Source organism: Paracoccus sp. J39 (assembly GCF_000518925.1).
In the GTDB taxonomy this organism is placed as follows: Bacteria; Pseudomonadota; Alphaproteobacteria; order Rhodobacterales; family Rhodobacteraceae; genus Paracoccus.
On sequence record NZ_JAEN01000026.1, the window covers coordinates 22225 to 34645 of the forward strand.

At 65.9% G+C, this 12421-nt stretch carries 14 protein-coding genes, 1 pseudogene and 1 riboswitch; of the genes and pseudogenes, 10 read left to right on the forward strand and 5 right to left on the reverse strand.

Annotation, left to right across the window (positions count from 1 at the left end; translation table 11 throughout):
• The 4 genes from L632_RS24750 to L632_RS0118710 form a co-directional block, all read right to left on the reverse strand.
• The gene (locus tag L632_RS24750; protein ID WP_028714228.1) at positions 1-171 is read right to left on the reverse strand and encodes a hypothetical protein; all 171 of its coding nucleotides are present in this window, start codon (positions 169-171) and stop codon (positions 1-3) included.
• A 7-nt stretch (positions 172-178) separates the two neighbouring features.
• The gene (locus L632_RS0118700; protein WP_036698865.1) at positions 179-556 is read right to left on the reverse strand and encodes a hypothetical protein; all 378 of its coding nucleotides are present in this window, start codon (positions 554-556) and stop codon (positions 179-181) included.
• Positions 549-872, reverse strand: coding sequence for a hypothetical protein (locus L632_RS23145; protein WP_232215737.1), 324 nt, complete (start codon positions 870-872; stop codon positions 549-551). The genes L632_RS0118700 and L632_RS23145 overlap by 8 nt, the downstream gene beginning before the upstream one ends.
• 324 nt (positions 873-1196) lie before the next feature.
• Entirely contained in the window at positions 1197-1610 is a 414-nt protein-coding gene (locus tag L632_RS0118710; RefSeq protein WP_028717337.1) for a universal stress protein, read from the reverse strand.
• 645 nt (positions 1611-2255) lie between these two features.
• Here L632_RS0118710 and L632_RS23150 point away from each other — a divergent pair.
• A complete protein-coding gene (locus L632_RS23150; RefSeq protein WP_051416334.1) occupies positions 2256-3359 on the forward strand; it encodes a hypothetical protein in 1104 nt (367 codons plus the stop codon).
• A gap of 86 nt (positions 3360-3445) precedes the next feature.
• Complete coding sequence (locus tag L632_RS23630; RefSeq protein ID WP_051476496.1) at positions 3446-4414, forward strand: alpha/beta fold hydrolase; 969 nt, start codon at positions 3446-3448, stop codon at positions 4412-4414.
• On the opposite strand, the gene L632_RS23635 is transcribed toward L632_RS23630, so the two are convergent.
• On the reverse strand, positions 4369-4947 hold the full coding sequence (locus L632_RS23635; RefSeq protein ID WP_028714225.1) for a DedA family protein: 579 nt from the start codon (positions 4945-4947) through the stop codon (positions 4369-4371). The genes L632_RS23630 and L632_RS23635 overlap by 46 nt on opposite strands.
• Before the next feature lie 256 nt (positions 4948-5203).
• A riboswitch (cobalamin riboswitch) is annotated at positions 5204-5395 on the forward strand.
• A 176-nt stretch (positions 5396-5571) separates the two neighbouring features.
• On the opposite strand from L632_RS23635, the gene L632_RS25130 reads away from it, so the two are divergent.
• The 8 genes and pseudogenes from L632_RS25130 to L632_RS0118760 all read left to right on the forward strand — a co-directional run bounded on the left by L632_RS25130 (position 5572) and on the right by L632_RS0118760 (position 12419).
• Entirely contained in the window at positions 5572-6345 is a 774-nt protein-coding gene (locus L632_RS25130; RefSeq protein WP_028717338.1) for a TonB-dependent receptor, read from the forward strand.
• A complete protein-coding gene (locus L632_RS25010) occupies positions 6302-7453 on the forward strand; it encodes a TonB-dependent siderophore receptor (RefSeq protein ID WP_305809641.1) in 1152 nt (383 codons plus the stop codon). The genes L632_RS25130 and L632_RS25010 overlap by 44 nt, the downstream gene beginning before the upstream one ends.
• A gap of 1 nt (position 7454) precedes the next feature.
• Positions 7455-8027 (forward strand): hypothetical protein, encoded by a 573-nt coding sequence (locus tag L632_RS0118740; RefSeq protein WP_028717340.1) that lies wholly within the window; start codon positions 7455-7457, stop codon positions 8025-8027.
• Positions 8024-8908 (forward strand): ABC transporter substrate-binding protein, encoded by an 885-nt coding sequence (locus tag L632_RS0118745; RefSeq protein ID WP_028717341.1) that lies wholly within the window; start codon positions 8024-8026, stop codon positions 8906-8908. The genes L632_RS0118740 and L632_RS0118745 overlap by 4 nt, the downstream gene beginning before the upstream one ends.
• Entirely contained in the window at positions 8905-9906 is a 1002-nt protein-coding gene (locus L632_RS0118750; protein WP_028717342.1) for an iron ABC transporter permease, read from the forward strand. The genes L632_RS0118745 and L632_RS0118750 overlap by 4 nt, the downstream gene beginning before the upstream one ends.
• Entirely contained in the window at positions 9903-10679 is a 777-nt protein-coding gene (locus tag L632_RS0118755) for an ABC transporter ATP-binding protein (protein ID WP_028714220.1), read from the forward strand. Before L632_RS0118750 ends, L632_RS0118755 begins: the two co-directional genes overlap by 4 nt.
• Positions 10680-10747: 68 nt before the next feature.
• Positions 10748-10874, forward strand: a pseudogene (locus tag L632_RS24050) (4Fe-4S dicluster domain-containing protein); the annotation flags it as partial.
• A gap of 111 nt (positions 10875-10985) precedes the next feature.
• Positions 10986-12419: an aldehyde dehydrogenase family protein gene (locus L632_RS0118760; RefSeq protein ID WP_028717343.1), complete on the forward strand. Its 1434-nt coding sequence runs from the start codon at positions 10986-10988 to the stop codon at positions 12417-12419.
• The last annotated feature ends 2 nt before the right edge of the window (positions 12420-12421 follow it).

Here is a 12421-nt window from a genome sequence, read left to right on the forward strand (position 1 = left end):
TCACCCCCGATGCTGTTCTTCGGTCAGGGCTTCCAGCTCCCCCTCGCGGGAGGAGGTCAGGAACTCCTCGCTATAGGTGCTGTCGGTGCGGATCCAGTCCAGGACGATGACCAGGCCGAACACCGCCGAGGCGCCCCAGGCCGCATATTCCAGATAATCCCAAAGATCCATGATGCCCTCATTCTCCGAATTTTTCGGCGATCACGTCGCGATATTCGTTTTCTGAAAACCGCAGCAGGATTGCGTAATAACCCACGACGACAACGATCATCGCCAGCAATGCGCCGATCGAGAAACTGTAGTCGAAACGCGCGGTGATCATTTCGGCGGCAAGGCTCGGGTCGGAATAGCCGAGTTTATGCCATTGCTCAACCATGGCCGGGTTTTGGGCCAGCGCCTCCCATGTCGGATTTTCGAGGGTCTGCGGGTTTTTCGCGGACCCCGCGAGACCAAGCCACAAGGGAATATACAACGCGCCAATGGCCATGATCAGCAGGACGATCACGTCGATGATCTGGCCGATCTTGCCTTGGACGGGGGCATTGTATTTAGCCATGACGCAGGACCCTTTCCTCATAGCGCCTGGCTTCCCTGGCCTCTCGGGCTTCGTCGAGGAACTGGATATCCAGCCCGTACATGAAGTCCCGGTCCTCGCGATAGTGGCGCAGCATCGCCATGATGGCTGCCGAATTGAACAGCAGCACCACCGCCCCGCCGATCAGCAGCACCGTCCGCGCTGCCGCCGACGGCGCCAGCGACCAGGTCCCGATCGCCACGAAGATGATCGCAAACCAAAGTCCCAGCACAAAGGCCAATGCCACGGCGATGTCGCGCCGATGCATGGTTTCGATCCGTTTCGTCAGATTCGACACGTTGCATTCCTCCCTGAGGCCCGATTTTTGATAAGTCGTCCGCGTGGGCCGTAGCGCGATTCTTTCTGCGCTCGAAAGCTTTTTTCTCTACAGGAAAGGCATCCTGCGACATTCTGTCAAGTTTCTTCTTCAGCGGAGAGAGATTTTTGGCCGAGGGAACGCCGGTCAAGGCCGTGCGTGCCAAGCGCAAAGCGCGCTTGGTCGTCGCCTTGGGATCCATGAATTACATTGATATATCAAGCAATTGGTTTCACGGTCGCGCAAACCGGCGCCCGGTCCGCGCGACAGGATTTTCCCATGCGGGCGATCGTCAGTCGCGGCGAATCACCGGGCGACGGTGACGGTGCAATGCGCGCGTGCCATGACATCGGCCGCGACAGAGCCCAGCATCAGTCGCGACAATCCACGCTTGTCACCGGTTCCGACAACGATCTGGTCATAGGCGTTGTGCTCGGCATAGGTCACGATTCCCGCGGCGGCTTCGCGGTTGACGATGTCGACCTGCTTCACCTCGGCGACGCCGTTCTCGAGCGCGAGGGTGCGGGCGCGCTCGAGCTTGTCGGTCATTTCCTGATTGGTCCAATGATGGATGACCGGGCCACGCGCACCGCCATGGGCGATATTCACCACGCATATGGTCAGCGACGCGCCGAATTTCGCAGCCAGCTGTGCAGCGTAAGCGACGGCAATATCGGAATGATCGGTCCCGTCGGTTGGACAAAGGATCTTCTGGATCATCGGATTTCCTCCCTTCTTAAATCCACAAGGCGGGAGGCTCCCATTTTTACCTGTGACTTGCCAAGGAGTTTTTGAAGGAAGGGCCATAATTCCTGCAAGCCGGTTCCCTCGATTTGCAGCGGCCGGGCGATTGCCGCCGCCCCGCTGGCCCACGTCCGGATCGGCCAACCCGCGAAACGGCAAGCAAAAACGGAACGGTCGTCCTGGGGTTAGGGTCCGTTGATCTTGCGGTTATATGCAGAAGACGATCAGGATGGATGCGCCCAGGCTGCGGGTAAAACAGGGGAATCGAGGACGACGGATCGGGTGAGCGCAGGGCGGGACGAACTCCAAACCGCATGCTGTCCCGGATATCCAGATGGGCAAAGATCGGCGGCACATCGCCGCTGTGACCAGAGGCCAGCGCATTGGCCGACAGCACCTCGAAATGCGGTTCGCGCTGGCCGGTTTCGCCGCAGCGCGCAAAGCCCCGCAACCGGCGTAGCGCTTGATCGCTGATCATCGAAATCTGGACCTTCGGGCTATATTGCGCCATGGTCGCTTCTTCCGGATGGCGCGTCGGAAGCCGGGCCGCATCGCCGGCAAAGATGGCTCGGCCCTGCCCGGAGCACCATCCGCGACCCCGGAAAAGGACGACCCGAACCATTGACCTGCACGCCTCAAGCCGCCTCTCTCCAGTTCCGTCCGCCGGAGGGAGAGCGTTATCCCGCCTTCAAGCGCCACATCCCCGAACGGCTGTTCTATGTGGTTCCCGCGCTGATGTGGCTGGCGCTGGCGATCCGTTACCGCAGCCTGACGCTTCCCAGCGCCGCCAATCCCGCGATGGAGGCGGGGGGCCTGTGGGGCGAAAGCAAATCGCAGGGGCTGGACCTGTTCGGGTCGCAGGGCAGGGCGCGGCTGGCCCGTTTTGCCCGCCTTCGTTGCGATCCCGGAACCGAGGCCCCCGTGGATTGCGCCCTGGCCGCGATGGCCGAGGCCGGGCTGGATTTCCCGGTCGTCGCCAAACCCGACCGCGGCTATCAGGGCTGGGGAGTCAGGCTGATCCAGCGGGCCGGGGATCTGGCGGATTATCTGTCGGTGCAGCCTCCGGGCACCGTCATCCTGTTGCAGGAACTGGTCGACTTGCCCGGCGAGGCGGGGATCTTCTATCTGCGCCATCCCGACCAGGTGCGGGGACGCATCGTCTCGATGGCCTTCGTCTATCCGCCCCATGTGATCGGTGACGGTTGCCGCAGCGTGGCCCAGCTGGTCCGGGCCGACAAGGTCCTGCGTCCGAACAGCGCCATCTATCGCGACCGCCATCCCGAAAGCTGGGAGACGGTGCCCGGCCCCGGCGCCTTCCACGTCCTGACCAATGCCCGCAGCGCAAGGCTCGGCGCGGTCTATCGCGACGCGCAATCGCTGGTGACGCCGCAGCTGGAATCGCTGATCGACGAGATCTCGCGCGAGATACCGGATTTTCATTTCGGGCGCTTCGACATCCGCTTCCGCAGCGTCGAGGACCTGGGTGCGGCCCGCGATTTCAGGATATTGGAGCTGAACGGCGCCGGTGCCGAGATGCTGCATTTCTGGGCCGGCGGCAGCACGCTGCGGCAGGCATACGGTGCGTTGTGGAAACAGTATCGCTGGCTTTTCGCCATCGGCGATGCCATGCGAAGGCGCGGGGCGCGGCCCGTCGGCCTGCGCGCCATGATCCGGTTGCAGCGACAACAGGAGGCGCTGCGGCGCGTCTATCCCCAAAGCTCGTGAACATCCCTTGCGCAGCTGCGCGCCGGGCGAGACAATCCCGCCGTCGAGCGGTGCGGCGGCTTCAGTCCTCCGCAAAGGAGCCTTGCATGATTCCCGATCTGCCCATCTGTCCGCCCCCCGGCCAAACCATCGTGATCCCCGCGCCGGAACAGACGCTGGCCGAAGGGGCGCTGGGTTTCGTGCTTGAGCCGTTCCAGCCGTTGCGCGAACAGTTCTCGGCGATCACCGGCATCGGGCTGGAACCCGACGACGCCTGGCCCGGGGAACAGGGCCGCACGGTCCGGCAAATGCGGCTGGCGCGCGGGGACGGGCAGGCCCAACTGGGCTATCTGGCGGCGGGCCAACCCGGCGGGCGGCGGGTGATTTTCCTGCATGGCAGCCCCGGCACCGCCGAGGAATGGGACCGCTTCCTGCTGGACGTTCCGGTCGGGCAATATCACATGGCCGTGGACCGTCCCGGCTTCGGCGCCAGCGGGGAAAAGCCCGAGCCCGATCTGGCCGGTCAGGCCGCCGCCGTCGCCCCGCTTCTGACGGCGGGCGGGACCGGAGCCGCGGTATTGGTCGGCTATTCCTATGGCGGCCCGGTTGCGTTGCGGCTTGCCGCCGACTATCCCGACCGGGTTGCGGGGGTTTTGCTGATCGGCGGCGCCGCCGATCCGGAGCTGGAGGAAACCCATCCCCTGCAGCAACTGGCGGCGCTTGATTTCTTTGCCGGACTTCTGCCCACGGAACTGGCCAACGCCAATGCCGAGTTGATGAATCTTCGGCCCGGGCTTGAGGAGCTGACCCCCGACCTGGCGCGTGTCACTGCCCCCGTCACCATCGTCCAGGGGCTGGCCGATACGTTAGTGCCGCCTGAAAACGTGGCCTTCCTGCAGGCGCATTTGCCCGGCAGTCCCGGCCCGCGGCTGATCCTGATCGAAGAGGCCGACCATTTCCTGCCCTGGACGGATGCCGACTTGCTGCGCGCAGCTCTGGCTTGCGTCATCGGGGACGGAAAGTCGTCGTCTCAGTCGCCCGAGCGCCCCCCCTCGTCCTTGTCCGAGGCGAAATAATAGACCGTGAAGCGGTGGCTCAGCCAGACCGCGCCGATCACCAGCCCAACCATGACCGGCCAGGCCCAGTTGCCCAGCAGATCGAACAGGACCAGGTTGAGGCCGAACGCCCCGAAGAACAGCGCCGCCGTATATACTGCCGCGACCACGCCGTTCACGATTGCGAAACGGCGAAAATCGACGCGCAGGAAACCGCTGGCCATGAAGACCGGAGGCAACAGCCGTGCCAGCAGCGCCGCCGGCAGGACGCCGCGATCCAGCAGCCGCCGTCCCCGCTCCAGCATCTTGCCGTCCACCCAGCGCCGGACGAGACGGTTGCTTCCGGCCAGTGCGCCGATCCCGTAAAGGGCCCAGTCGCTGATGATATTCCCGGTTACCAGCGCCACCAGGGCCAGTCCGGTGCCGATCTCTCCTGCGGCGGCCAGTGCCGCGCCGGCGATGATCGCCCCTTCTTCCATGACAAAATTCGCAAGAAACAGCAGCAAGGCCAATATCAGCGGATTGCCCAGATATTGTTCGATAAGGGCTTCCACCGCGCGGAGTCTCCTTGGGGCGAGGGGCGGGACAGATCAAGCTAAGGACACCCACCCGCAAACGCAAGCCGCAAGGCTTGCGCCGGCGACACGCATGGCGCCGAACGCATCCAGATCGCGCGATGCCCAGAGGCACTCGGCCCCCCGGGGTGACGTCGATCTCCTCATCGATCTTGCCGCGATATCAAGCGCACTGCCATCAGGCGGGAAAAAGCAGATACTGCCCATCTAATCTGTTTATTTGACAACTCCCTTGTGCTATCCGGTCGCCGACGGTGCCCCGCAAGGGGTGAAAAGGGAATGCGGTGAGGGAAACCGATGCCGCAGCTGTGCCCGCAACTGTAACCGGGAGCGACCCGCATATGCCACTCTGCCCCAGGGCGGGGGAAGGCGCGGAACTCGCAAGGAACCGGAAGCCAGGAGACCTGCCGTCGCTGTCGCCCATCCCGCGGCCGGGACAAGCCGAGGGTGCGGATTTCCGCTGCGGTGACCCATGTGGATCGAAGGCAGCGGTATGTGCGATGCGACCGATAGAATCTGAACTCGCGCGCGCGGCGGAAGAACCGTCGCGGCGATGCCTTCGTATCCGGCTTCCCTTCCCGTTGAACGAGGATAAGTGCCGAAATGAAGGTCCGCCATATCATTCCCGTGCTGTTGGGCACAACCCTTGCCGTCCCGCCTGCCACCGCCGAGGACGCGGTGACGCTGGATACCATCGTCGTCACCGCCTCGCGCGCCGACCTGCCTGAACGCGCCATCGGCAGCGCCGTCACCGTCGTGACCGAGGAGCGCGCCCGCCGCGAACAGGCGAAGCGCATCACCGACCTGCTGCGGGACGTGCCGGGGGTTCAGGTCTCGCAGGACCGTCCCGGTGCCTGGACCAGCATCAGCATCCGGGGATCGGATAACGGCCAGGTGCTTGTCCTGATGGACGGGGTCCGGCTTGGCGATCCGTCCTCGACCGAGACGGCGTTCCAGTTCGACCATCTGGATGTCGAGGGCATCGACCGGATCGAGGTGCTGCGCGGCAACCAGTCCTCGCTTTACGGATCGGACGCGATCGGCGGCGTTGTCAACATCATCACCAGGCGCCCGGTCCAGGACGGCTGGCGGCTGTCCAGCGGATTGGAGCTTGGTCCGGACGGCTGGCGCCGGGCCACCGCGACCCTGCTGTGGAAAAGGGGCGATCTCGACGCCCGGGTCAGCGGCTTTTCCACGCATTACGACGGCCCGTCGCAGGCCGATCCGCGCACCAGCCCGGTTCCCGGCCCCATGGACGACGACGCCCATCGCGGCAACGGGATCGGCACGGCACTGGGCTGGCAGATCGCGCCGCAGTTGCGGGCCGAACTCTCTGCGCAGCGATACGTGGCACGAATACGATTCGCCGCCCAGTGACGGCAGCGATACGGTCGAAAAGGACGAATGGAACCTGGGCGCGCGCATCCTCCATGAAAGCGCCGACCGGACCCTGCGGCAGACGCTCAGCTGGGGCCGCTACAATGCCCGGCGAACCTATCATACCGGCTTTTCGCGGCCCGAGGGCGATGTCTACGACGGCATGCTGACCCGCTATGGCTACGACGTGACCTGGAAGCCGGCCGAGCCATGGTCGCTTGTGGGCGGCGTCACGCGCGAGAAGGAAGAAACCCTCCAGATCACCAATTATACCGGCAGCTTCATCGCCAGCAACGCCACCACCGCGCTCTTTACCGAGGCGGCCTGGCGTCCCGACGACCATCTGACCCTGACCGCCGCGCTGCGCCGCGACGACAATGATCAGTTCGGCACCTTCAACACATGGCGGCTGACCGGGGCCTATCTGCTTTCCGCCAGCGGCGCGGCGGATGTGAAGCTGCGGGCCAGCTATGGCACCGGTGCAAAGGCGCCGGGGCTTTATCAGCTTTACGATCCGACCTATGGCAATCCCGACCTTACGGCACAGCGTAGCCGCGGCTGGGACATCGGCGCGGATGTCTATTGGCCGGATGCCGGGCTGGAACTGGGCGCGACCTATTTCCAGAACCGGGTCGAGGACAAGATCGCCTGGGGCCTGCGCGAGGACGGCAGCTATGGCTATTACATGGCCGGCCGCACGCGCGAGAAAGGCATCGAGCTGTCCTGGCAGGCCGAAATCCTGCAAGACCTGCTGATCCAGCACAACCACACCTGGGTTCTGTCCCATAATGACGAAACCGGCCAGTGGCGCGGCCAGCCCAAGAACTCCGGTGCGCTGACCGTCAGCTATCGCCCCGGCGACTGGTCGGTGGGCGCGCGCCTGCGCTATGCCAGCCGCAACGGCCTGGGCGCGGTCAGCGGCTATGGGCAGGAGATTGGCGGCTATGGCGTGACCGACCTGCTGGCCAGCTATCGTCTGGATGAGCGGGCCGAACTCTATGGCCGGATCGAGAACGTCTTGGACAAGCAATACCAGACCAGCTGGGGTTACAACACCAACGACCGCAGCTTGTTCGCCGGCATCCGCCTGAGCCTGCAGGGGAACTGACATGACGAAGCTGACCATGGAAACGACCGTGAATGCCGAAGGGCGCGCGACGGAACATCGCTGGCCCGCACCGCTGGATCAGGACTGGCTGCAAGACTTCCTGACCGACATCTTCGACAATCATTGGCAGGGGCTCTCTTTCGGTCCCATCGTCGAGGGGGCCGCCTATGAATTGCGGCCACCGTCCAAGCCGCAGCGCATTTCGCTGCATGACGGCTATCTGACGGTGTTCTACCGGCTTCAGGGGCATTTTCATCTGTGCATCGGCCGCAACGAAGGCGCCGTGAAGCAGGGCGGCGAGGCGCTGGTCGCCCATCGTCGTCCGGGCAAGGCCGAGTTCTTCCGCAGCCTCGATCCCGACGGGCATCCCCGCTCGTGGGGATTCCGCATGGATAACGGCAAGGGCGAGCAGATGCTGAGCCTCTTCTTTCCCAACCCTTTCATCACCGCCGACGACCAGCTGGCCGACCAGCCGGACTGGGAGCGGCTGGCGACATGGGACCACGTTCGCCGCACCTATATCGGCATCGAGGACGGCGCAGCGGACCGGATGAGCAAGGGCTACAGGGGATGAAACCCATCGCCGCCCTGGCGGCGGGCCTTGCGGCCCTGCTGTCGCTCGGGATCGCCGCGGCACATGTGGGGGCGGGGGGCGGGCAATCCCTGCCCCCTGCGACACCTGCCGCGAAACCGCGCGTCGCCTCGACGGCGCTATGCGGGGATATGTGGGTGCTGGCGCTGGCCGATCGCGACCAGATCCTCAGCCTGTCGCGGGATGCGGCGGGCCCGTCCTCCCCCTATGCCGGAGAGGCGGCCGGTCTGCCCCGGAACCGCGGCAGCCTGGAGGAGCTGATCGCGGGCGATGCCGGCCTGGTGGTGACGGGCCAGGGCAGCTCGACCCAGATGCGCAGGGTTCTGGGGCGCTTCGGGATCGCCGAACTCGATCTCGGGGCGACTTCGGACCTGCAGGAACTGGCGGACAAGATCCCGCAGGTCGGAAAGCGGCTGGGTCAGCCCGAGCGCGGCAAGGCGCTGCGCGCGGCGTTCCTGCACGACCTCGCGGCCGCCGCCGACCCCGGCAGGGACGGGCCAGTGGTGGCCTATTATCGCCCCGACGGCGGCGGCGCGGGTGCCGGCACCATCGTGGATGCGGCGCTTTCCGCTGCCGGATACCGGAACATGCAGCGCAGGACCGGTCCCGCAGGCTGGGGCGGCATCCCGCTTGAGCAGATCGTGATGACCCCGCCCGGGGCTTTCGTGGTTTCCTATTTCGACACGCAACCGCCGGCGCGAAACGCCGGGCTGGGGCGCAATCCCGTCCTGCGGCGGGCTGCCGAACAGGGCGTGGTCCTGCCGGTCCCGGGCAAGCTCTGGCCCTGCGACCATCCGGTGATCTCGCAAGCCGTCACGCTTCTCGCCGGCGAGCGGGTCCGGCTGGAGGACGCGTTCCGATGATCCGCCCGGTTCCGCAGCTGGCGCTGAATATGGCGCTGCTTCTGACCTGCTGCGTGCTGGTCGTCATCTCGCTTGTCCTTGGCTATACGCCCATCCCGGTGGGCGAGGTGCTGCGGGGCCTTGCCGGTCTTGCAGACCCCAAGACCGTGACCATCGTGCAGGATCTGCGCCTGCCCCGCACCGCGCTGGCGCTGCTGATCGGCGGATCCTTGGGACTGTCGGGCGCCGCGTTGCAGGGGTTGCTGCAAAACCCCCTGGCCGAGCCGGGGGTGGTGGGCGTCAGCTCGGCTGCGGCCTTCGGCGCGGTTCTGGTCATCTATTTCGGGCTGGCCGCGACCAGTTCGTGGACCCTGCCGCTGTCCGGGATGGCCGGGGCACTGGCGGCGACGACGATCCTGTGGGCTCTGGCCGTGCGTGGCGCTGCCAAGCTGACCTTGCTGCTGACCGGGGTGGCGATAGGCGGGCTGTCGATCGCGCTGATCTCGCTGGTGATGAACCTGTCCAGCAACCCCTGGGCCATCAGCGAGATCGCCTTCTGGCTGATGGGATCGCTGAAGGACAGGACGCTTTCCGACCTGGGGCTGGCCGCGCCCTTCATCCTGATCGGCTGCGCGATGCTGATTGCCTCGGGCGGGGGACTCGAGGCGCTGACCCTGGGCGAGGATACCGCCCGCTCGCTGGGAACGCCGGTGAACCGGGTCAGGATGCAGGTGGTGCTGGGCACCAGCCTGTGCGTCGGCGCCGGGGTGTCGGTCGCGGGGGCGGTGGGCTTCGTCGGGCTGATCGTGCCGCATCTGCTGCGCGCTTTCACGGATCACGCCCCGGCAAGGCTGCTTCTGCCCTCGGCGCTGGGTGGGGCGGCGCTGCTGCTGACGGCCGATATCGCGATCCGGCTGATCGCCGTCGGGCCGGAATTGCAGCTTGGCGTCGTCACCTCGCTGATCGGTGCCCCCTTCTTCTTTGCGCTGATCTTTCGTTTGCAAGGAGAGCAGGCATGATCCCGCTGCACCTGAAAGGGGTGGGCGTCTCGCTGCGGGGGCGGGAAATCCTGCGCGACATCACCCTTGCCGTTCAGCCGGGCGGCATGACGGCGCTGGTCGGGCCGAACGGTGCCGGAAAATCGACGCTTCTGCGGGCGAGCCTTGGACTTGTTCCCCTGAGTTCGGGCGAGATCCTGCTTCAGGGCCGCAACCTGACCGCCGTGCCGCTGCGGGAAAGGGCGCGGCTGCTGGCCTATCTGGCGCAGGGCCACCACGCGATCTGGCCGATCCGCGTCCGCCGGCTGGTCGGGCTTGGCCGTCTGCCCTATCGAGGCTGGTCCAGACGGGCGGCGGCCATGGAGGATGCGCTTGTCGAGGCCGCCATGGCCCGATGCGGCGTGATGGGTCTTGCAGACCGGACCGTCGACACCCTCTCGGGGGGCGAAAAGGCGCGGGTCATGCTGGCCCGCGCCCTTGCCGTCGGTGCCGAGGTGCTGCTGGTGGACGAACCCATCGCCGCGCTGGACCCCCGCCACCAGCTTGAGGTCATGGCCCAGCTTCGCATGATCGCACGGGGCGGAACCGCAGTGGTCTGCGTGCTGCACGACCTGCAAATGGCGGCAAGGTTCTGCGACCGGGTCGCGGTCCTCGCGCAGGGCAGGATCGTGGTCGCCGGCCCGCCTGAAACCGCGCTTTCCCCCGATGTGTTGCGCCCGACCTACGGGATCGAAACGGTGAAGATCCAGATCCGTGGCCAGCAGCTTCCGGTCGCATGGGAGGTGACCGACTAGGCGGCACGGAAAACCACCGCCCGCGAAGGTCCAAGGGCAACGCGGGCAGGCCGCGGGCGTTGAGCGGCCCGCGCTTCCGGATCAACTTCCAGAACTGCGTGCATTGCAAGACCTGCGACATCAAGGACCCGTCCCAAAACATCAACTGGACCGCGCCCCCAGGGCGGCGATGGGCCGAACGACCCGAATATTTGACAAGGGAAACTTGTCGATCGCCAATCCTTCTTGGCGGTCTGATCGCCGAGGATCGGGAATAATCCTGCCAGTTTCTTGAGGCAAATCCTTGCCCGGCAGCAGGAGGCAGGCATGCAAGACTGTAAGCGCAACTTGATCGGCGGCGAATGGGTCTCGCCGCAGGCCTTCAGCGAGAACCGCAACCCGGCCGATCCAGACGAGCTGATCGGCCTCTATGCCCACGCCGAAGCCGGTGACGTGGCCCGCGCCGTCGAGGCGGCGAAGGCCGCCCAGCCGGCATGGGCTGCCGCCTCGCCGCAATTGCGCTCGGACGTGCTGCGCCGGGCGGGCGACATGCTGCTGGCCCGCAATAATGAGATGGGTCGGCTGCTGGCACGGGAGGAGGGCAAGACGCTTGCCGAGGCCAAAGGGGAGGCCCTGCGCGCCGCGCAGCTGTTTCACTTCTTCTCGGGCGAGGCGGTGCGCAATCCGGGCGAAAAGCTGACCTCGATCCGCGACGGTGTCGAGGTCGACGTGATGCGCGAGCCCCTGGGCGTCGTGGGTCTCATCACGCCCTGGAACTTTCCCATCGCCATCCCCGCCTGGAAGACCGCCCCGGCCTTGGCGGCAGGCAATGCGGTCGTGCTGAAGCCGGCCGATCTGACGCCGGGCTGCGCGCATCTGCTGGCCGAGATCTTGGTCGAGGCGGGATGTCCGGGGGGCGTGTTCAACCTGGTGATGGGCAGCGGTTCGGTCATCGGCAAGGCGCTGGTCGAGCATCCCGACGTCGCTGCGATCTCCTTCACCGGGTCCGAGCGGGTGGGTCGCGGCATCGCGGCGGGCTGCGCGCAGGGGCTGAAGAAGGTCCAGCTTGAGATGGGCGGCAAGAACCCGATGGTGGTGCTGGCCGATGCCGATCTGGATGTGGCCGTGAATGCCTGCCTCAACGGCGCCTTCTTCTCGACCGGGCAGCGCTGCACCGCCTCCTCGCGGCTGATCGTCGAGGAGCGGATCCATGACGCCTTCGTCGACCGGATGCGGCAGGCCATGGCGGCGCTGCGGATCGGCGATCCGCTGGACGAGGCCGTGCAGATCGGGCCGGTGGTGTCCGAGGGCCAGCTTGCGGGCAATCTGGACTATGTGCGGATTGCCGGGGAAGAGGGATGCGAGGTCGTGGGCGGCGAGCGGCTGGACCGTGCCGGCTATTTCCAGAACCCGGCGCTGTTCGTCGGCGCCACGAACCTGATGCGCACCTCGCGCGAGGAGATCTTCGGCCCCTGCGCCTCGGTCATCCGGGCCGCGGATTTCGACGAGGCGCTGGCGGTGGCGAATGATACGCCCTTCGGGCTTTCGTCGGGGATCTGCACCTCGTCCCTGAAACATGCGACGGCGTTCCGGCGTGGCTCCAGGGCGGGCATGGTGATGGTCAACCTGCCGACCGCCGGTGTCGATTACCATGTGCCCTTCGGCGGGCGCGGCGCCTCCAGCCTTGGCGGTCGCGAGCAGGGCCGGATCGCGATGGATTTCTACACATCGGTCAAGACCGCCTATGTCTTCGCGGGGTAGAG